Below are 18,738 nucleotides of genomic sequence, written 5' to 3' on the forward strand. Positions count from 1 at the left end.
GGTGGGGCATGGTATGGACGAATTTTTCTTGATGGCTGGTCTGGCGATCATTGCGTTTTTGTTGATCGTGGTCCTCGTCCCCTACCTCTTTTTCTCGCATCTTGGCCTGAAATCCAAAGTCCGTGACCTCGACGCGCTTGTACGCCGGTTGCAAAGCGATCTGACCCGATTGGCAAAACAGGGGGGCGAACCAGAAGCCGCGCCCAGAACGGTGCCAAAAACAACAGCGAAAGCCGCCGCAACTTTACCCGATGCGCAAGTCTCTGAACCCAACCCATGGCCCGCAGCCCCTACAAATCCAGTCGAGCCACCCGCCAAAACCGCCTTCAGCCTCGCTGCTGACGACAGTCAAACGCCCACAGCTTTTGTGTTCAAACCCGACCTGATCGACAACCTCACAGGCTGGTTGCGTGATAACTGGGTGCTGGCCATTGCTGCCGCATCTCTGGCGCTGGCGGGCGTTTTCATGGTCCAATACGGCATCGAAAACGGGCTTCTGACCCCGTTCTGGCGCGTTATGGGGGCGCTGACATTTGGCGCAGCACTTATTGCCGGAGGCGAGTTTATTCGCCGCAAAACAAGCGATGACGGGTCCCAAGACGGGGCAGGCGCCACCGAGTTTTTACCCTCAATCCTGTCAGGCGCGGGCATCGTTGTGCTCTATGTCGCGGTCTTTGGGGCGCGTTCGCTTTATGGGCTGATCGGCCCGATGACCACGTTCTTGGGCCTTGGCCTTGTGTCCACCATCGCGCTGGTCTTGGGCTGGTTTTACGGCCCCGTCCTTGCCGCCGTCGGCATTCTTGGCGCGTCCCTTGCCCCGTTCATCACCGGCAGCAATTCCGATAATTCCTGGATGGTGCATTACTACCTCGCGATGGTCGCCGTGGTCGCCCTTGGCATCGACACGGTTAAACGCTGGGCATGGATTTCGGCGCTTGGCCTGATCGCCACGCTGGCAGGCTCTACCCTGCTGTGGTTTGTCAAAGGCGCCGATCTGCATTTTCTTGGCGGCGTGCTGATCACCACCTTTGCCGCCTTTGCCATCCCCGAACGCGGCCTGTTCCCCCGCCAATCCGGCGCGGCCTTTCTTGACGCAGCCCTCACCCGCGGCAAACGCCTGCCCGAATTCCCCACCCGCCTGACCTTCGCCATGACAATCGTGGCCACCCTTGCCGCAATGGCCGTGGCGCTGAATGCCAACACCGGTGATACCGTCTGGCTCGGCCTCTACGCTCTTACCATCCTCCTGCTCGCCACCACGCTTTGGACCCGCGACGCCCCCGCATTATACGACCACGCCCTGATCCCCGGCGCAGCCCTGCTGATCACCATAGCACTCGAGGCCACGCGCTTCGGCCCACTGGCCAACGCCTTTTGGGATGCCAGCATCCCCGTTCCCGTGGGCGAGGCAACGCCCATCGAAACCCCGATCCCCGCCACGGTCTGGGTGCTGTCAGCCTTGGGCGCGCTGGGCACCATCTTGATGTTCGCCCGCATGCAATGGGCGCTGCGTGAGGATGGCCCCAAAATCGCCCCGACCTTCTGGGCCTTTTCCGCCACCGTTTTCGCCCCCGCCACCTTGCTTATCCTCGAATTCCTATGGGCCCCTGGTACGGTGCTTGGCCCCTATCCTTGGGCACTGGTCGCCATCGTCATGGCAGCCCTCATGACAGCCCTCGCCACCCTGACCGCCAAGGCAACCGACGATGACACCCCCCTGCGCACCGGCCTGTTTGCCGTGGGCGCGCTGACGCTGATCACCCTCGCCGTGTTCCTGATCCTGACCAAATCGGCGCTGACCGTTGCGCTGGCGGTCATGGTCCTTGGCACCGCAGCCCTGGATCGCCGCCACGCGCTACCGCCGCTCACCTATTTCATCCAAATCGCCGTTGCCATCATCACCTTCCGCCTTGTCGTCTGGCCGGGGTTCGACTGGGCGCTGGGCTGGGATTACGCCAACAACACCTATGGCATCGGGTATTTCGAACTTGCCTTCGCCTTCCTCGCCACCCTTGGCCTGCTGGCTGCTGCATGGTGGCTGTCCCGCGACCGCCGCACCAAAACCGCGCTGGTGCTGGAAAGCGCCTGCTGGACCATCCTTGGCGTGTTCCTTGCCGTGACCCTGCTGCGCATGGCCCCGCGTGAGGACGCGGCAAGCCATTGGGTGCTGGGCCTGATGTCAACCATCTGGATCGCGCTGGCTCTGAACCAAATCTACCGCATGCAAGCGGGCGGCAAGTTCATGACCATCGTCCGCACGCTGGTCGCCGCCGCCTATGGCCTCACCGCGCTCGGCACCCTTGGCTTGCTGATGACGATGTCCAACCCGCTCCTGACCTACAGCGAGCGTGTGGTCGGCCCACCCGTTTTCGACAGCCTCGCCCTCGCCTTCCTGCCGCTGGCCGCCGTGTTTGCCGTGGCCGCATGGAAGATCAGGCATTTCGGCCGCAAGGTGCAAATCGGCTTCATCCTCGCCTCAACCTTCTTTGCCACCCTCTACATCGGCATGGAAATCCGGCGGCTCTGGCGTGGCACCAACCTTGCCGTGTCCGGTTTTTCCGACCCTGAACTTTACACCTACACCCTTGCCATGCTTATCGCCTCGGTCGGCTTGCTGATGTTCGCCTTCTCCCGCCGCTCGGATATCTTGCGCAAGGTGGCCATGGCTGGCGTGGCCCTGACCGTGGCCAAGGTCTTCTTGGTCGATATGTCCGGCCTCTCCGGCCTGATCCGCGTGATGTCCTTCATGGGCCTCGGCCTGTCGCTGGTCGGCCTTGCTTGGCTCAACCGCAAAATGACCGCGCAGTGGGAACGGGGTGGGGAACGGGGCGGGGAACAGGACCCCCCTCCACCCAAAGCGTAAAGACCCCCCATGTCACAGCATGAAATCGAAGACCTGATCGAGGAAACCGCCCGCCTCATCTTGACCACAGATCAAAGCCGCGCTGAAAAATGCGCTTGGATCGGTGACTTATACGCGCTTCAGTCATGGTTCGACACCTCGGAAACCACGGGCCGCCTTCAGGCCGAATTGCAGGAACTGGGCTATTTCACTGCCCCGCCTCGGCCAAGTCCCGCATTGTTGCCACTGGCAGCACAGGTGATGCAGGTTGCCGAAACGGCCAGCAGGCCCGACCTTGTCTATGACTGGCTGGCCCTGACGGTCGACGCGCTGGACAGTTTTGGCCTTGGCCCCGACATGCCGCCTACCTTTGACGCAATGCTGGCCGGTGGGTCTGGCCCTCAAATCCGCGCTGTGGCCGACCGTTGCGATACCTTGAAAAAACGCCCCCGCGCTGCGCTGATGCAGTTGCAAACCTGGGCCTGGCTGAAAAACGGATACAGCGCCTTGGATGCCGAAACGCTGGACCTGCGGCTGATCCTGCGGTTTTTCAGCGACCCAAAAACCACGCCCGAAACCCTGCTGGCCGCCCATGCCAAAGAAATGGCCCAAATCGCCGCCTTGGCAGATCTGCCCCTGTTCACCCTGCCCGAACGGGTGCAGGCGCGCACCGATCTTGTCTATCTGGGGATGGAACACAAACGCCACTACCGCAGGTTTGTCTTTGCGACCACCGCTCTGGCCCCTGCGCCTACCGGCTATCGCCTGTTCTTTGTGATCGAACACAACGCCAATATTAACTTTCTGTCCTGCGAGGTCCGTGTCCAGTCTGGCGCGCTACTGGCATGGCAAGGCACAACCACCCCCGACCAAATCGCGGCCACGCATTTCCGCTTGAACTATATTCACCTGATCCATGACGATGCGTTGCAGGCCGATGCGCTTTATGATGCCTTTGGCGGGTGGAATTTCAAACTCACCCAATCGGCCAAGGTGTTGGATGTGCGGCTGGACGCGATTTTGTCACATTGGGCCTGCACTGAACCCATGCGCAGGTTTCATGCCGTGCCATTGCCGGAACACTTGGCGAAATCCACGCCCGATGCGATGGAAAAACAGCGCAAGACCCTGCGCGGTTCGGTTGGGTTTTTCATGAATGATATTGAATTGTTGTTCGCCTATGCCTGCATTGACTGGGAAAAGGGCAACCGCCCCGATGCGATGATCGCCCAAATCCGCGCGGCGCTGGACAATGTGCATAGCGATTATCCAGCAAAACCCGATTGGGTCACAGCGCTTGCCGCGCTTGAACACGGCGCCAGCTACCCCCAATCACCGCCGATGATAATGCCGTATCGAAACCTTGGTGACGGGTAACAGGCTGCTTATTCCCCCGTGCGCACCGCATTTTGCTTGGCGTCAAACTCCGCCCAAACATGCATGTGCCCCTTTTGGCGGGCATCGGCCAGCCACATCTTGCGGCGGGCATCCGGCACTTCCAAATCGCGGTAAATCCCGCCCGAAAACTTGGCCCAGTCAATCGCCAATCCTGCCTTGACCATTTCCGCCGAAAGGTCGCGCCCGTCAGGCAAATAAACCTTGGCAACCGTTCGGCCATGCGCATCAATCGCCACAACTTCGGCGCGCAGGCTGTGGTTTTTACACAAGGCCCAAAGTTTCTGTTTCGCCCGAATGCCGTAAGGGTGGTTCATTTCCGGCGCATCGACGCCAAACAGCCGGATTTGTGTTTTCTTGATAACAAGGCTGTCGCCATCCACCACATAGGGTGCGCCGAAAATGACGGTCTGTTCGGGCAGCGGTTGCGCTGTTTTTGCGTCAAAGGGCTCAAACCGGTTTGCACGCTTTTGGCGCTGGGCCTTCTCGTCACCTTTGCTGCCGTACAGCAGCAGAAAAATGACAATGCCAATCCCGACGACAACAAGGAAAACAATCTCCAAGATCAAACCTCACCCAAAACCAGCACCCGTCCGTAACACCCTGTGTACGCATTAAAATTCAGTTAACAAAAACCCGAAAACCAAGCAAAATCAACGGTTTATAAAAATGTCCGCGCGCGGTCATTCTCGCACGCGGACACCCTAATCTTAATCCCGCAGCAGCTCGTTGATCGAGGTTTTGGACCGCGTTTTCGCGTCTACTTTTTTCACAATCACCGCGCAATACAGGTTGATTCCATTCTTGGATGGCATCGACCCCGCCACCACAACCGACCCCGCAGGCACCTCGCCATACATCACGGCTCCGGTTTCACGGTCCACAATTTTGGTGGATTGGCCGATGAAAACACCCATCCCCAAAACCGAACCTTCGCGGATGATACAGCCCTCAACCACCTCGGACCGCGCGCCGATAAAGCAGTTATCCTCGATAATCGTCGGCCCCGCCTGCATCGGTTCTAAAACGCCGCCAATCCCCACGCCGCCCGAAAGATGCACATTCTTGCCAATCTGGGCACAAGACCCCACCGTGGCCCAACCATCGACCATCGACCCTTCATCCACATAGGCGCCGATATTCACGAAGGACGGCATCAAAACCACGCCCTTGGCGATATAGGCCGACCGCCGTACAATCGACCCCGGCACGGCCCGAAAGCCCGCCTCGCGCCAATCGGCCTCACTCCAGCCTTGAAACTTGGACGGTACCTTGTCCCACCAATTCGTGCCGCCATTGGACCCAGAAATCTCATACATATCCGTCAGCCGGAACGACAGCAGCACGGCCTTTTTGGCCCACTGATTGACATGCCAATCCGCCCCCCGCTTTTCCGCAACCCGCAAGGACCCGCTGTCCAGCGCGGTCAGGGTCGCTTCAATCGCATCGCGGGCCTCGCCTTTGGTGGCGGTCGTGATGCTGTCACGGGCCTCCCATGCGGTCTCAATAGCTGTCTCAAGGGCGGCATTGCTCATGGTGTATTCCTTTCCGGTGGTCACGCTTGCCCCAAGCCTATAGACGTTGAGGGGAAGTCACGCAATTGCAGACCAAGGAATTCCGATGAAAGACGACGCCCGCAAACACCCGTTTCGCGACAGCCAGCAAGACGTCCGCGCCGCCCGTGATATTCCCGATACCCCGCAAACCCGCGCGCCCGCCTACCGCCTTGCCTTTAATGACAATGATTTCATGTGCCGCGAGGAATTGCGCCCCGTCCGCCTGCAACTGGAACTGCTTAAACCTCAGCTGGTGATGGATGAACGCGGAATCGAAAGCACGATTGTCCTGTTCGGTGGCGCCCGCATCCCCGAGCCTGCAAAAAAAGACACGGCCCGCACCAAAACCCTCGCCGATCTCAGCGTCTATTACGCCGAGGCGCAGAAATTCGCTTTCATCATGACCGAACGGTCGATGGCCACCTATGGCCGTGAAAACGTGATCGTCACAGGCGGCGGCCCCGGTGTCATGGAGGCCGGCAATCGTGGGGCGCATGAGGCGGGCGGCCAAAGCATCGGCCTGAACATCGTGCTCCCACATGAACAGGCCCCGAACGAATATGTCACGCCTGATCTGTGCTTCAACTTCCACTATTTCGCGATCCGCAAAATGCACTTTCTGATGCGCGCCGCCGCGATCTGTGTTTTTCCGGGCGGGTTCGGCACACTGGATGAGATGTTTGAAAGCCTGACGTTAATTCAGACAGGCCGCATGAAACGTGTGCCGTTCCTGCTGTTTGGCCGTGCGTTCTGGGAAAAGATCATCAACTGGGAAGCACTGGCCGACGCAGGCACCATCGCCGCCGAAGACCTTGATCTGATCCATTTCGTTGAAACCGCAGAAGAGGCGATTGCCGTTATCGACGGCTGGCCAAAAACCGACTGATCGCTTTCTTTTCGGTCCAAATATCCCGGGGGTGCGGGGGCTGGCCCCCGCTCTGCCGGTGGTTCAGGTCAATGGTAGACGGGGTTGGCGCCTGCCGTGCCCCCTAACCAGCGCCGATTAACATGCCCGCGGCCAAAACCAGCCCGCCACCCAGAACCACCTGAAATGTCGCCCGCAAAAACGGCGTTTCCATATAGCGGTTCTGGATCCAGACAATCGCCCACAATTCCACAAACACCACTGCAATCGCAATCGCTGTCGCGGTCCAGAAATCAGGGATCAGATAGGGCAGGGCGTGGCCAAGGCCGCCCAACGTGGTCATCACCCCCGCCGCAATCCCGCGCTTCCAAGGCGACCCGCGCCCCGACAATTGCCCGTCATCCGATGCCGCCTCGGTAAAGCCCATAGAGATCCCCGCGCCGATCGCGGCCGCCAAACCCACCAGCAAGGTCGTGTGGGTGTTTTGCGTGGCAAAGGCCACGGCAAAAATCGGCGCAAGGGTGGACACAGACCCATCCATCAATCCCGCTAACCCCGGCTGCACCCATGTCAGCACAAACTGGCGGTGCGCGGTGCGGTCTTCCTCATTGCGGGCATCATCGCCCAAATGCTCGGCCTCCAACCCTTCGGCGCGGGTTTCATGCGCGGCCTCGGCAGCAGCCAGATCGCCCAACAATTTGCGGGTAGCCGCGTCGGTGGTTTTGGCCGCAGCGCGCAGATAAAAATCATGCGCGTCCTTTTCCATCGTCGCCGCTTCACCACGAATTTTCTCGATCCCCAAATTCTCGGTCAACCACACAGGTCGGCGGGCGTAAAACCCTGCCACATGTTCACGCCGGATCAAGGGGATAACCTTGCCGAACCGCACCACATGCAAATCAATCAGGCGCTGGCGGTGGCCGTCTTCTTCCTCGGCCATGCCATCAAACACCGCGGCAGAAGCGGGGAAATCGGCGCGCAACCGTTCCGCATAACTGCGATAGATGCGCGCATCATCTTCCTCGGATGAAATGGCGAGCGCCAAAATCTCTTGCTCGGTCAGATCGGAAAAGCGGCGGCGATTGGAAAAACCGGGGATCATGTGATGCTCCATTTTAGAATAGTTCTAATTTAGACCTGCCTTGGGAAGAGTGCAATCCCATCGTGCAAAAAGAAATAAACTAAACTGTTTAGTTTATTCTTGAATTGCCGTGCGAATCGACGCAAATATATCTGAACTGAACGGTTCAGTTTATATATGGAGTCCGAAATGAAAATCCACCACATTGCCTTGATCCTTGGTCTTCTTGCCACCCCTACCTTTGCGCAAAGCATTGACTTGCCGCGCCTGACGTGGCCAACGGAAACCGCCGCCCCAACAAGCCAAGGCTGCAACGATCCCACTCAAACAGCAACAACCACCTGCGCGGGCCAATAACGCAGCGGTTGCTTGCCCCGAACGGTCTGGGCTATGATTGTCTTCGCTTTGGAGGGCAACCAGATGGACACGGCACCGCAGGCCGCCCGCAAGGGTCGCAAATATGACGACGTGCTGGCCGGCGCGCGTGAGGTGTTTTTGACCCAAGGCTTTGACGGTGCAAGCGTCGATGACATTGCCCGCAAGGCTGGCGTCTCCAAAGCCACGCTTTACAGTTATTTCCCCGATAAACGCCTGATGTTTCTTGAGGTGATACGGGTCGAATGCAACCTACAGCTGCAAGGCGCCGAAAGCAAAATCTCGCCGCAAGTCAAACTTAAAGATGCCTTGCGGATTGCCGCAGTAACGCTGGTCGACGTCTACACCTCTGATTTCTATGTGCGAATGTACCGCCTTGTAGTGGCCGAGAGCGAACGCTTCCCCGAACTTGGCCGCCAGTTTTATGAAACAGGCCCGTTGCAAGGGCGTTACCGAATGGTCAGGTACTTGATCGAGGCCGAGGAGAGAGGCGCGATCAAGATTGAAGACAAGCTGCTCGCGGCCGACTTTTTTGCTGAAATGTGTCGTGCAGATATGTTCACCAAAATGCTGCTCGGGATAGCCGCCAAACCGACACAAGCCGAAAAAGATCGTGTTATCAACGGGGCCGTGGCGATGTTTTTGGCCCGCTATTGCCCTGAAAATTGTTAGCGCTGCTTGGGTGAAATAGGATACTCTGCCGTCTAACGGAGGATAACCATGACCCCCAAGCTTCTCGTTGCCACCACAAAGGGTGCGTTTTTGCTGCGCCAAAATGCTGGTCGTACCACGTGGTAGATCGCAGGGCCGTTTTGTGACGGTTGGCCGATTAATCATAGTGTTGGCGATCCGGCGACGGGCACGCTTTGGGCCGCTGGTGGTGGCGATTTTCCGGGGGGCAGGGGTGTGGCGGTCGGATGACAACGGGGAAAACTGGGCGCTGGCCTTGCTGGCCAATGGCAAGTTTGACGAGATGTTGGCGAACGACCCGGAAATGGCGGCCTATGTTGGCGACGGCCCCGTCCCTGATGCGCCGTTCAAGGGGCAGATAGATGCGCTGTGGTCCTTGTGCCTTGTGGGCGGCACGCTGTTTGCAGGGGCCAAACCGGCGGCCTTGTTTGCCAGGCATGACCGTGGCGACACGTGGGCGCGGGTCCAAGGGCTAAGCGATCACCCCTCGGGCGACAGTTGGCAACCGGGTGGCGCGGGGCTGACCTTGCACCCGATTGTTGCCGACCGTGCTGATCCCGCCAAAATGTGGGTGGGTATTTCGGCGGCGGGCGTTTTTGCCACCGAGGATGCAGGCAAAACATGGGATGAAATCGCTTGGCATTTGCCAACAGTTTTGTGTGTCGAGGTGATGGATTAGCGGGTTGTTGCCATTTCATCTTGGCCCAAATACCTAAAACCTGTCCTTTGCAACGGGTGCAACGCTAATCAATTGGGATTCAGGCTCACACCACAAACCGCGCGGGGTCCAGCCGTATAATCAGGTTCGGGTCGGGGCAGATCTGTGACCAAACATTCCACAGCCCTGCATGACCCACGCCAAAGAAATTGCCGCCGGTTTGTTCCAGCATCGAAGTCATGATCTGAAAATGAAGATGCGGCGCCCAACCGCCGTTTTCGTGCCAATCCCCCAGATGCGCAATCAGTTGGCCTGCATCAACGCTGTCACCCACCTGCAAAAGCTGGGGCAAGCTGCCACCCAAATGGCCAAGCAAAGTGTAAAACGGCACCGGCCCCGCATGTTCCAAAATCAACGTATTGCCGTAATCCAGCGGGTCAGCGTTATAGGTCACATGCCGCACCTTGGCCGCAAAAGGCGCATAAACGGGCGTGCCTGCGGGGGCGAATACATCTATCCCCAGATGCACCGTGCGGCGTTCATGGCTGGCGCGATCGGCGAATTGGTCAGTCGCGTAAACTGTGCGGTTTTCGCCATAAAGTCCCATGCCATACGGCACCGCTTGCGACGCAAACCACGCATCAAAGGCGCGGTCCGAAAACGCGGGCATACCCGCGCGCTGGCCTGCGGTTGGCAAGGCGATGCTGGGACCTGCGCCGATTTCCGGCAAAAACAGCGGGGCAGGGGTGGCGGCATGCAGATGCGTCAGAATATCGCCCGCCCCCGCAACCGCCTCTTGCCCTGCGCCGACCCGCAAGATCGCCCGCAGCAAACCTTGATCAACCGAAGCCAGTCGCGCCGCCACGTCCGCATCACAGGCTGCAAGCAAGGCAGGCAGGTCCAGCGGCCCCTTGCCTGCGGCAAGATACAGCGCGGCATAGAGGTCTGGTTGGTCCGTCAGGGTTGCAGCGATAGCGGGGTAGTCGGTCATGGTTCAGTCCTTTGAAGCGGCCCATTTGGCGGGAATTGCAGGATAGGCGATGCCCCGAAAGGCCGGAAAATCGGCATAGCGGGCACTGCGCTTGGCCAAATCCTCCTCTGGTTCCGCCCCCGCTGCAAGCAGTTTACCGCGCGGGGCAACATAGGATGAAATCACCCGCGCAGGCGCTTCGCGCCATGTCAGGTTAAACGCAGCATTGGTGGGGAAAAACCACATCTCGTGATACGGTAAATGGTCATGCACCCAGTAGGCCAGATCGCGCCAATCACGCCCCGCATTATACTGATCCGCAAACCACGGCACCACGATAGAAACACACGCCCCCATTCGCCCCGCACCATCACGCATATCCCAAATATGGCCTGCATAATTGGCCGCGTTGCGTGCGCATTTCAGGTCATGGTCATTGCCGAACTTATTGACCGCAGGGCTGCGATACGCCGACCGCACCGCCACAGGGCCAAAGGTTTCGACCAACGGGTCCAGCAGCGCGGTACAAAACGCCCGCCCCGACGCCAAAAACAAATCCACGTCAACGGGCAGGTTCGGAATCGCGTGAAAGCTGCCGATTTCGGAATAGAAAAAGTCACGTGCGAAGAAATGCCGCGACAACCGCGTCTTTCCCAGCCGTTCCAGCAAATCCAACGATGTCACAGCCCGCATAGCGCCCCTTTCTGCCCGCAAACCCTAAGTGCTGGCCCCCGACCTTGCAATCACGTCTTGCCCCTTGGGCACGGCCGCTTTATCTCTTTGCCCAAGCGTTTTGCCAAAGGATCAGCCATGACCAACAGTCGTTTTGATAAATCCAAACTTCCTTCGCGCCATGTCACCGAGGGGCCATCGCGCGCGCCGCATCGGTCGTACTTCTATTCGATGGGCATTTCCGAGGAAGAGATTCACCAGCCATGGGTTGGCGTGGCGACCTGCTGGAACGAAGCGGCACCTTGCAACATCTCGCTGAACCGTCAGGCGCAGGCTGTTAAAGGCGGCGTGAAAAAGGGCGGCGGCACCCCGCGCGAATTTACCACCATCACCGTGACCGATGGTATTGCGATGGGCCACGAAGGCATGCGCTCGTCTCTTGCCAGCCGTGATGCGATTGCCGACACCGTGGAACTGACCATGCGCGGCCATTGCTATGACGCGATTGTGGGCCTTGCAGGTTGCGACAAATCCCTGCCCGGTATGATGATGGCGATGGTTCGGTTGAACACGCCGTCCGTGTTTATCTATGGCGGGTCGATCCTACCGGGCCGGTTGAACGGCAAAGATGTAACCGTGCAAGACGTGTTCGAGGCCGTGGGCCAGCACCAAGCCGGCAACATGTCGGACGCAGAGCTGGAAATTCTGGAACGTATCGCTTGCCCATCGGCAGGGGCCTGCGGTGGCCAGTTCACCGCCAACACAATGGCCTGTGTGTCTGAAGCAATCGGTTTGGCGCTGATGAACTCCTCTGGTGCGCCAGCACCATATGAGAGCCGCGACATGTATGGTGAGGCTTCGGGCGTCGCCGTGATGAACCTGATTGAAAAGAACATCCGTGCCCGCGATATCGTGACGCTGAAATCCTTGCAAAACGCCGCGCGGATTGTGGCCTGTACAGGTGGTTCCACCAACGCCGCCCTGCACCTGCCCGCCATCGCGCATGAGGCTGGGATCAAGTTCGACCTGTTCGACGTGGCCGAAATTTTCCGCGACACGCCGTATTTTGTTGACCTGAAGCCAGGTGGCCAGTTTGTGTCCAAAGATCTGTACGAGGCCGGTGGCGTGCCTGTCGTGATGAAGGAACTGCGCAAAGCGGGCCTGATGCACGAAGATTGCATGACCGCCTCGGGCCGTTCCATGGGCGAAGAGTTGGACCGTATTCAGGGCGAGGCTGATGGCCGCGTGATCCACGCTGTTGCGACCCCGATCACCAAAACTGGCGGCGTTGTGGGCCTAAGTGGCAACCTTGCCCCCGAAGGCGCGATTGTCAAAGTGGCGGGGATGAGCGTGGCCGAGCAGGTCTTTACCGGCCCCGCCCGCGTGTTTGAATGCGAAGAAGACGCGTTCGAGGCGGTCAAGGCCCGTGGCTATAAAGAAGGCGAAGTGATCGTCATCCGCAACGAAGGCCCCGCAGGCGGCCCGGGTATGCGCGAAATGCTGTCGACCACGGCGGCGCTGTCTGGCCAAGGCATGGGCAAGAAAGTCGCACTGATCACCGATGGCCGTTTTTCGGGTGCGACCCGTGGGTTCTGCGTGGGGCATGTGGGCCCAGAGGCGGCGCATGGCGGCCCGATTGCTTTGCTGCAAAACGGTGACATGATTACACTGAACGCGATCACGGGCGAACTCTCGGTTGCACTGACCGACGCAGAGCTTGCGACCCGCAAAGCCAATTGGAAAGGCCCGCGCCAAACCGAATATGACAGCGGTGCGCTTTGGAAATATGCGCAGCTTGTGGGCGGCGCACGGCTTGGCGCGGTCACCCACCCCGGCGCACAGGCCGAACGCCATGTCTACATGGATCAGTAAAGCTCTGATATTTCCTGTCGTCGTCTCTGTGTTGGCATCGGGCTGCGTTTTGCCCGATGCCACCGCAGGGGTGTCACAGTCCAGCAACGGCGCGCAAAGCGATTTGCGCGAAACCCTGCGGGTAGGAGGGTTAAAGCTGGCGGGGCCGGCAGGGTTTTGCCCGCTACAGGCCACACAGCAACGTCTGGCTGGCGCAGAATTTGTTGCCTTGGCGCCGTGCAGCGGTGACGCCGGCGCTATTTTGGCGGCAACCGTCGGGGGCGAAAACAGCGCGGCAGGTCTAACGATCAAAAGCGAAATTCTGGGACCCTATTTCAGAACCGAAGAGGGCCTGATCGCGCTGCGTGGGGCAGGGCGCAAGGATGATATAAGCGTGCATGATGTTGCCGATTACAAAGGCGCAGTGATCTTGCAGCTGACCCGCATTGCAGAAGGGAAAGCGATCGAGTCGTGGCGGGCGCTGATGCAGATGGATGGGCAGTTGGTGACGCTGACAGTGCGTCCGCGCCAAGGACAGACTGTCCCCGTGCGGGATGGAAAGCGCCTGATCACGCACTTTGTCGATGCAATTCAGGGGGCGAACAGGGCGTGACCCTTTTCCAGCGTAACAGTTAATTTTTTTTCCGTTGCTGCAGGAGAGGGTGGAGTCTTAACGCTTTTGCGTAAATAAGAGAATCGTTTCCATATGGTCAACAATCGACTCGGAACTTAGGCGCCACGGGCGGGTGCGGGGCAAGATACGGGCAGGGCATGGCAAAACAACGCGACCATCTGATTGACAAGTTGATGCACCGCAGTGTTCTGCGGCGCTGGCGCAGGCTTGCCGATTTTGCAGGCGGGCTCGATCTTGACAGCTTGCGGCGCTACCGCGGGCAGGCGCTGGCCTTGCGGCGCAACCTGGACCGTGTGATCCATTTGGCTGAACATCAATTGGCGCTGCCTGTGATCGGATCGAACGCGATCCGCAAACAGCCTGGCACCGATTGGGCATGGCGGCCGATGATGTGGAAAGGCCCTATTCCGGTGCCGGGGTTTTCGTCGGTTTTGAACAAAGCGATGATCTGTGACGGGACGACCGTGTTTCATGATTGCCGTCGCAGCGAATTGACCGTTCGTCAGGTTCGCAACACCCGCGAATCCGATTTGGCGCCTTTTGGCGTGCGCATGGACGTGTTTCGCTTTGACGGGTCGTTCCTGTCCTTGGTGCTGGAATTGCCACCCGAGGCAGTTGAAGATTTGAAACTGAGCCACCTGATCCGTCTGGACGCCATTGTAGAGATGGAAAAACCGCTGGAGATTTTTGCGCGGCTGAACATCAAGCACGGCCCCAACGTCGAGCAAGTGGTGCGTGAAATGCCCTTGAACGAGGAAGAGGTGAAGGTGGAATTTGACCTTGCCTATACCAAGCTGAATGAAAAGCGGGTTGAACGGATTTGGGTTGATCTGATCTTTGAAGGGCCGGAAATGAACCAGATCACCCTGCGAGATGTGACCTTTTCTCGCAGACCAAGGGCGGAACTGTGATGCAAACAAGGATGGGGCGACACTATGGCTGAAGCCAAGCTGGTCAAAACGCGGCTGCGGTCGGGTGTTTGGGAAGGTGTGTTGAGCGGAGCGTCGGGCCAACCGCTGCTAGAGGTGATGCACCTTGAAGCGCAGGTGCCGGGCACCAGCGTCACAGAAATCCCCGATCGCCCCGGAGATTGGGCCGTGCGGGTTCCGATTCCGGTTGAGGCGCTGTCAGAAGGGGTGCAGACCTTTTTGATCCGCGACGCAGTGTCAGGCGACAAGCTGGGGCATTTCACCATAATTACCGGCGTGGCGATGGAAGACGATATCCGTGGCGAGTTGGACCTGCTGCGCGCCGAGTTGGACATGCTGAAACGCGCCTTCCGGCGGCACTGTCTGGAAACGATGGGCTAACGGGAAACGGTGGCGGGGGCGCTGCCCCCCTGGCCTTAAGGCCATTCCCCCCGGCGGCGGTCATGCGGGATCTACAGCACGGGTTTTCCATTAAGCCTTGACCGGCTTTCTTTGCACCATTTTTTGTTTGAGTATTTTTGCAAAGATGAAATCGTTGGAGCTGCGGGGTGACGCCGCGTTGGGGGTGACAGGCTAACGGCTTCGCGGCATGGTGGGCCGAGCAGTTTCCGAAAGGTTTTCCCATGTCGTTCTATCCCCATCTTCTTGCCCCTTTGGACCTTGGCCACATCACTTTGCCCAACAGGGTTTTGATGGGATCGATGCACACAGGGTTAGAGGAGACAGGCGATTGGGGCCGCGTGGCCGCGTTTTATGCCACGCGCGCGCGGGGCGGTGTGGCGTTGATCGTGACAGGCGGCATGGCGCCCAATGCCGAAGGGGGCGTGTTTCCGGGGGCGGCAGGATTGTTTTCGGACAAGGATATTACCAACCATCGCGGCGTGACAGATGCGGTCCATACCGCAGGTGGCCGGATCGCCATGCAAATCCTGCACGCCGGCCGCTATGCCTATAGCAAGGATTGCGTGTCAGCGAGTGCGGTGAAATCGCCGATCTCGCCCTTTGCGCCCGCCGAATTGGACGAGGCGGGGATTGAAAAGCAAATCGGTGACATCGTGATCGCTGCCACCCGCGCGCAAGAAGCGGGCTATGACGGTGTAGAGATCATGGGGTCCGAGGGGTATTTCCTGAACCAGTTTCTGGCCCGCCACGTGAACAAGCGCACCGATCGTTGGGGCGGCGACTATGCCAACCGCATGCGCCTTCCGGTTGAGGTGGTGCGGAGGGTGCGCGACGCCGTTGGCCCGAATTTCATTCTGATCTATCGGATCAGCCTGATTGACCTGATCCCCGATGGGTCCACGTGGGATGAGGTGGTGCTGCTGGCGAAAGCGGTTGAGGCTGCAGGTGCCACGATGCTGAACACCGGCATCGGCTGGCATGAGGCGCGCGTGCCCACAATCGCCACATCGGTGCCCCGCGCGGCCTTTGCGTGGCTGACGGCCCGTTTGCGGCCCGAAGTGTCCATTCCTGTCATCACGTCGAACCGCATCAATACCCCCGATGTGGCCGAAGGCATTTTGGCAGGTGGCCAAGCCGATATGGTATCAATGGCGCGGCCCTTCCTTGCCGATCCCGATTTTGTGGCCAAAGCCGCCTCGGGACGGGCGGCGCAGATCGCGCCGTGTATCGCCTGCAATCAGGCCTGCCTTGACCACACGTTCAGCGGCAAGCTGACCTCTTGTTTGGTCAACCCGCGCGCCTGTGCGGAAACGGAATTGACCTATGCTCCCACCACCAGCCCGAAACGCGTGGCGATTGTGGGGGCAGGTGCGGCGGGGATGATGTGCGCCATCGTCGCCAGCCAACGCGGCCACCAGGTTGATCTGTTCGAGGCCTCTGGCCATGTGGGCGGCCTGCTTAACCTTGCCAAAGTGATACCGGGGAAAGAAGAATTTCGCGGTTTGGTCGATTGGTTCGACACCATGCTGTTTGAGGCGGGCGTGCGCCTGCATTTGAACACGCGCGCTACCGCCGAAGACTTGGTCGGGTTTGATGAGGTGGTCGTGGCCACGGGTGTGACCCCGCGCGATCCGGAGATTGCGGGCCAAGATGGTGCGATTGTTTTGGGGTATGAGGCGGTTTTGACTGGCGCACCTGTGGGCAAGCGCGTGGCGATTGTCGGCGCGGGGGGCATCGGGTTTGATGTCGCCGAATATCTGGTGCATCAGGGCACCTCACCCACCGAGGATCTGGCGCTGTGGAAACGCGAATGGGGTGTCGGTGATCCGGCAGATGTGGCGGGCGGTTTGGCCGCTGCTGGCCCGCAGCCCCATGCGCCGGCCCGCGCGGTCACGCTGCTGCAACGCAAGGCGGAAAAGCCGGGACGCCGTTTGGGCAAAACCACAGGCTGGATTCACCGTGCCGCGCTTCAGATGAAAAACGTGCAGATGCGGGGCGGTATTTCCTATGATGCGGTCGTGCCAGACGGGATGCAGATCAGCACCGCTGATGGCCCCGAACTGCTGGCCGTGGATACGATCGTGATGTGCGCGGGCCAGGTGCCGAACCGTGCGCTGGCCGATGCGCTGGATGCGGCGGGGATCGTGCACCATGTCATTGGCGGTGCCGACGTCGCGGCAGAGCTGGACGCCAAACGTGCCATCGACCAAGGTGCCCGTTTGGCAGCGGCTTTCTGAAGCATAAAGAATTGCAGGCCTTGCAGCGGCGGAGACTATGCTGCAAAGCCTGCGCCAGGGTGGGGAGTGCCCCGGCCAAGGGTGCCTTACTGCATCAGCAGATTGGCCCCCATCGCGACCTCGTATTCCGCCGCATCAATCTGACCGTCGGCCGAGGTATCCATCGCGGCAAAGGTTTCTTCGCTCAGGTTTGGGTAGGTGGCTTTCAGCTCTTCCATCGACCATGTGCCGTTGCCATCCGCATCAACGGGGGCGTCTTGGGCCAAGGCGGGAACAGTCGTCAGGCCAGCGATCAGGCCAAGGGCAATCATAAAACGGTTCATATCGTTTCCTTTTCAGGGTTGTCCGCGGGGGCACCATGCCGCCGCTTGCCAGCAGACCTAGGCCGCCTCGAAATTGTTTTCCATAACCTACACGCATAGGCGGAAACCCCCGACATATCGGCGCCTGTTTGGATGAAATAGAGGAACATTTTTCCGCCAACCGCTGACGGATGCTCCTTTTCCCGCCCGCCGCAATCACCGGATCCGCGCCCTTTTGCCGATGCCCCGTTGTTTCCATGCCATTAACGATCCTTGCAAATACCTCGGACTGGCCGCGCCAGCGCCCCGATCTTGCCTGATTTGGGGAACAGTAAGGGGGCATAGACCTGCACTTACCGCATGGGGAAAACAATGGATCGACTAACCGAAATGGAAGCTTTCGCCACTGTGGTGGATCAAGGGGGCTTTACCGATGCAGCCAAAAAGATGGGGATTTCCAAATCCGCTGTCTCCAAGCATGTCTCGGCACTTGAGGCCCGTTTGGGCGCACGCCTTTTGAACCGCACCACACGCCGCGTCAGCCCGACGGAAATAGGCCTTGCCTATTACGACCGTGCCCGCCGCGTTCTGAATGATGCGGGTGAAGCGGATGCGCTTGTCACCTCCATGCAATCCGCGCCGTCAGGCCTGTTGCGGATTTCGGTGGCGACGGATTTCGGGGTCAACCTGCTCTCGCCAATTCTGGGCGACTTCCTGTTGGAATATCCCGATATCACCGTCAATATGGTGCTGAACAACCGCTATGTTGAACTGATTTCCGAAGGCTTTGATATGGCTGTCCGTATCGGTGACCTAGAGGATAGCAGCCTGCGCGCCCGCAAATTGACCGAAACATCCAAACGGATGATCGCGTCGCCCAGCTATTTCCAAAAGTTCGGACGCCCGATGAAGATCGACGATCTGAATGATCATAAACTGCTGCATTATTCCAACCAAGCCAATGGCAACGTGTGGAAAATTCCGGCCCCGTCGGGTGAAAAACGCCAAGTGCGCACCGCAGGTTGGCTGACCGTGAATGACGGGCAGTCCCTGCTGAACGCCGCGATTTCGGGCCTTGGTATCGCTTATCTACCTTCGTTCCTCTACGCCGATGCGTTGAAAAACGGGCAAGTGGAGGAGGCGATCCCAGGCCTTCCCGTTGAGACCCTTGGCGTCTATGCCGTGTATCCACCAGGCCGGTTTACACAGCCCAAAGTGCGCGCCTTTATCGACTTTCTGGCGCGGCGTTATGCCGAAAAAGGGCCGGATATCTGGTAAT

General features: G+C 59.2%; 17 protein-coding genes. 11 read left to right on the forward strand and 6 right to left on the reverse strand.

Going from position 1 to position 18,738, the window contains the following annotated elements; translation table 11 throughout:
* Positions 1 to 13: 13 nt before the first annotated feature.
* Together G560_RS19040 and G560_RS0110590 are read left to right on the forward strand one after the other, a co-directional pair.
* The gene (locus tag G560_RS19040; protein ID WP_022704283.1) at positions 14 to 2,863 is read left to right on the forward strand and encodes a DUF2339 domain-containing protein; all 2,850 of its coding nucleotides are present in this window, start codon (positions 14 to 16) and stop codon (positions 2,861 to 2,863) included.
* A 9-nt stretch (positions 2,864 to 2,872) separates the two neighbouring features.
* Complete coding sequence (locus G560_RS0110590; RefSeq protein ID WP_022704284.1) at positions 2,873 to 4,219, forward strand: hypothetical protein; 1,347 nt, start codon at positions 2,873 to 2,875, stop codon at positions 4,217 to 4,219.
* Positions 4,220 to 4,227: 8 nt separating this feature from the next.
* Here G560_RS0110590 and G560_RS20645 read toward each other — a convergent pair whose 3' ends face one another.
* Together G560_RS20645 and dapD are read right to left on the reverse strand one after the other, a co-directional pair.
* The gene (locus G560_RS20645) at positions 4,228 to 4,800 is read right to left on the reverse strand and encodes a thermonuclease family protein (RefSeq protein ID WP_231575914.1); all 573 of its coding nucleotides are present in this window, start codon (positions 4,798 to 4,800) and stop codon (positions 4,228 to 4,230) included.
* A 147-nt stretch (positions 4,801 to 4,947) separates the two neighbouring features.
* Positions 4,948 to 5,772: a 2,3,4,5-tetrahydropyridine-2,6-dicarboxylate N-succinyltransferase gene (gene dapD / locus G560_RS0110600; protein WP_022704286.1), complete on the reverse strand. Its 825-nt coding sequence runs from the start codon at positions 5,770 to 5,772 to the stop codon at positions 4,948 to 4,950.
* 85 nt (positions 5,773 to 5,857) lie between these two features.
* On the opposite strand from dapD, the gene G560_RS0110605 reads away from it, so the two are divergent.
* Positions 5,858 to 6,679, forward strand: coding sequence for an LOG family protein (locus G560_RS0110605; protein WP_022704287.1), 822 nt, complete (start codon positions 5,858 to 5,860; stop codon positions 6,677 to 6,679).
* A gap of 103 nt (positions 6,680 to 6,782) precedes the next feature.
* Here the strand turns inward: G560_RS0110605 and mbfA are convergent, their stop codons facing one another.
* On the reverse strand, positions 6,783 to 7,760 hold the full coding sequence (gene mbfA, locus G560_RS0110610) for an iron exporter MbfA (RefSeq protein WP_028913977.1): 978 nt from the start codon (positions 7,758 to 7,760) through the stop codon (positions 6,783 to 6,785).
* Positions 7,761 to 8,129: 369 nt separating this feature from the next.
* On the opposite strand from mbfA, the gene G560_RS0110620 reads away from it, so the two are divergent.
* On the forward strand, positions 8,130 to 8,786 hold the full coding sequence (locus tag G560_RS0110620) for a TetR/AcrR family transcriptional regulator (RefSeq protein WP_022704290.1): 657 nt from the start codon (positions 8,130 to 8,132) through the stop codon (positions 8,784 to 8,786).
* A gap of 103 nt (positions 8,787 to 8,889) precedes the next feature.
* The gene (locus G560_RS0110625; protein ID WP_028913979.1) at positions 8,890 to 9,483 is read left to right on the forward strand and encodes a WD40/YVTN/BNR-like repeat-containing protein; all 594 of its coding nucleotides are present in this window, start codon (positions 8,890 to 8,892) and stop codon (positions 9,481 to 9,483) included.
* A gap of 85 nt (positions 9,484 to 9,568) precedes the next feature.
* On the opposite strand, the gene G560_RS0110630 is transcribed toward G560_RS0110625, so the two are convergent.
* Together G560_RS0110630 and G560_RS0110635 are read right to left on the reverse strand one after the other, a co-directional pair.
* Positions 9,569 to 10,453 (reverse strand): peptidoglycan DD-metalloendopeptidase family protein, encoded by an 885-nt coding sequence (locus G560_RS0110630; protein WP_022704291.1) that lies wholly within the window; start codon positions 10,451 to 10,453, stop codon positions 9,569 to 9,571.
* A gap of 3 nt (positions 10,454 to 10,456) precedes the next feature.
* Complete coding sequence (locus tag G560_RS0110635; RefSeq protein ID WP_022704292.1) at positions 10,457 to 11,125, reverse strand: hypothetical protein; 669 nt, start codon at positions 11,123 to 11,125, stop codon at positions 10,457 to 10,459.
* 117 nt (positions 11,126 to 11,242) lie between these two features.
* Between G560_RS0110635 and ilvD the strand changes: the two genes are divergently transcribed.
* The 5 genes from ilvD to G560_RS0110660 all read left to right on the forward strand — a co-directional run bounded on the left by ilvD (position 11,243) and on the right by G560_RS0110660 (position 17,157).
* A complete protein-coding gene (gene ilvD, locus G560_RS0110640; protein WP_028913980.1) occupies positions 11,243 to 12,976 on the forward strand; it encodes a dihydroxy-acid dehydratase in 1,734 nt (577 codons plus the stop codon).
* The gene (locus tag G560_RS0110645; protein WP_155947230.1) at positions 12,957 to 13,568 is read left to right on the forward strand and encodes a hypothetical protein; all 612 of its coding nucleotides are present in this window, start codon (positions 12,957 to 12,959) and stop codon (positions 13,566 to 13,568) included. Before ilvD ends, G560_RS0110645 begins: the two co-directional genes overlap by 20 nt.
* 158 nt (positions 13,569 to 13,726) lie before the next feature.
* Entirely contained in the window at positions 13,727 to 14,500 is a 774-nt protein-coding gene (locus tag G560_RS0110650) for a DUF6478 family protein (RefSeq protein ID WP_022704295.1), read from the forward strand.
* A gap of 24 nt (positions 14,501 to 14,524) precedes the next feature.
* Entirely contained in the window at positions 14,525 to 14,899 is a 375-nt protein-coding gene (locus tag G560_RS0110655; RefSeq protein ID WP_022704296.1) for a hypothetical protein, read from the forward strand.
* Between the two features lie 242 nt (positions 14,900 to 15,141).
* Complete coding sequence (locus G560_RS0110660; RefSeq protein ID WP_022704297.1) at positions 15,142 to 17,157, forward strand: NADPH-dependent 2,4-dienoyl-CoA reductase; 2,016 nt, start codon at positions 15,142 to 15,144, stop codon at positions 17,155 to 17,157.
* Between the two features lie 86 nt (positions 17,158 to 17,243).
* On the opposite strand, the gene G560_RS0110665 is transcribed toward G560_RS0110660, so the two are convergent.
* A complete protein-coding gene (locus G560_RS0110665; protein ID WP_022704298.1) occupies positions 17,244 to 17,480 on the reverse strand; it encodes an EF-hand domain-containing protein in 237 nt (78 codons plus the stop codon).
* Between the two features lie 351 nt (positions 17,481 to 17,831).
* Between G560_RS0110665 and G560_RS0110670 the strand changes: the two genes are divergently transcribed.
* Positions 17,832 to 18,737 carry a LysR family transcriptional regulator gene (locus tag G560_RS0110670; protein WP_022704299.1) on the forward strand — a complete coding sequence of 302 codons (906 nt, stop codon included), beginning with the start codon at positions 17,832 to 17,834 and terminating at the stop codon, positions 18,735 to 18,737.
* The last annotated feature ends 1 nt before the right edge of the window (position 18,738 follow it).

The organism is Pseudorhodobacter ferrugineus DSM 5888 (genome assembly GCF_000420745.1).
GTDB lineage: Bacteria > Pseudomonadota > Alphaproteobacteria > Rhodobacterales > Rhodobacteraceae > Pseudorhodobacter > Pseudorhodobacter ferrugineus.

What these genes read in the sequence shown, in the direction of transcription:
- G560_RS0110665 (WP_022704298.1), bottom strand. Translation starts at nt 17,480, where the DNA reads ATGAACCGTTTTATGATTGCCCTTGGCCTGATCGCTGGCCTGACGACT.
- G560_RS0110630 (WP_022704291.1), bottom strand. Translation starts at nt 10,453, where the DNA reads ATGACCGACTACCCCGCTATCGCTGCAACCCTGACGGACCAACCAGAC.
- G560_RS0110605 (WP_022704287.1), top strand. Translation starts at nt 5,858, where the DNA reads ATGAAAGACGACGCCCGCAAACACCCGTTTCGCGACAGCCAGCAAGAC.
- G560_RS0110650 (WP_022704295.1), top strand. Translation starts at nt 13,727, where the DNA reads ATGGCAAAACAACGCGACCATCTGATTGACAAGTTGATGCACCGCAGT.
- G560_RS0110635 (WP_022704292.1), bottom strand. Translation starts at nt 11,125, where the DNA reads ATGCGGGCTGTGACATCGTTGGATTTGCTGGAACGGCTGGGAAAGACG.
- G560_RS0110670 (WP_022704299.1), top strand. Translation starts at nt 17,832, where the DNA reads ATGGATCGACTAACCGAAATGGAAGCTTTCGCCACTGTGGTGGATCAA.
- G560_RS19040 (WP_022704283.1), top strand. Translation starts at nt 14, where the DNA reads ATGGACGAATTTTTCTTGATGGCTGGTCTGGCGATCATTGCGTTTTTG.
- G560_RS0110660 (WP_022704297.1), top strand. Translation starts at nt 15,142, where the DNA reads ATGTCGTTCTATCCCCATCTTCTTGCCCCTTTGGACCTTGGCCACATC.
- dapD (WP_022704286.1), bottom strand. Translation starts at nt 5,772, where the DNA reads ATGAGCAATGCCGCCCTTGAGACAGCTATTGAGACCGCATGGGAGGCC.
- ilvD (WP_028913980.1), top strand. Translation starts at nt 11,243, where the DNA reads ATGACCAACAGTCGTTTTGATAAATCCAAACTTCCTTCGCGCCATGTC.
- G560_RS0110625 (WP_028913979.1), top strand. Translation starts at nt 8,890, where the DNA reads ATGCTGGTCGTACCACGTGGTAGATCGCAGGGCCGTTTTGTGACGGTT.
- mbfA (WP_028913977.1), bottom strand. Translation starts at nt 7,760, where the DNA reads ATGATCCCCGGTTTTTCCAATCGCCGCCGCTTTTCCGATCTGACCGAG.
- G560_RS0110620 (WP_022704290.1), top strand. Translation starts at nt 8,130, where the DNA reads ATGATTGTCTTCGCTTTGGAGGGCAACCAGATGGACACGGCACCGCAG.
- G560_RS0110655 (WP_022704296.1), top strand. Translation starts at nt 14,525, where the DNA reads ATGGCTGAAGCCAAGCTGGTCAAAACGCGGCTGCGGTCGGGTGTTTGG.
- G560_RS0110590 (WP_022704284.1), top strand. Translation starts at nt 2,873, where the DNA reads ATGTCACAGCATGAAATCGAAGACCTGATCGAGGAAACCGCCCGCCTC.
- G560_RS0110645 (WP_155947230.1), top strand. Translation starts at nt 12,957, where the DNA reads ATGTCTACATGGATCAGTAAAGCTCTGATATTTCCTGTCGTCGTCTCT.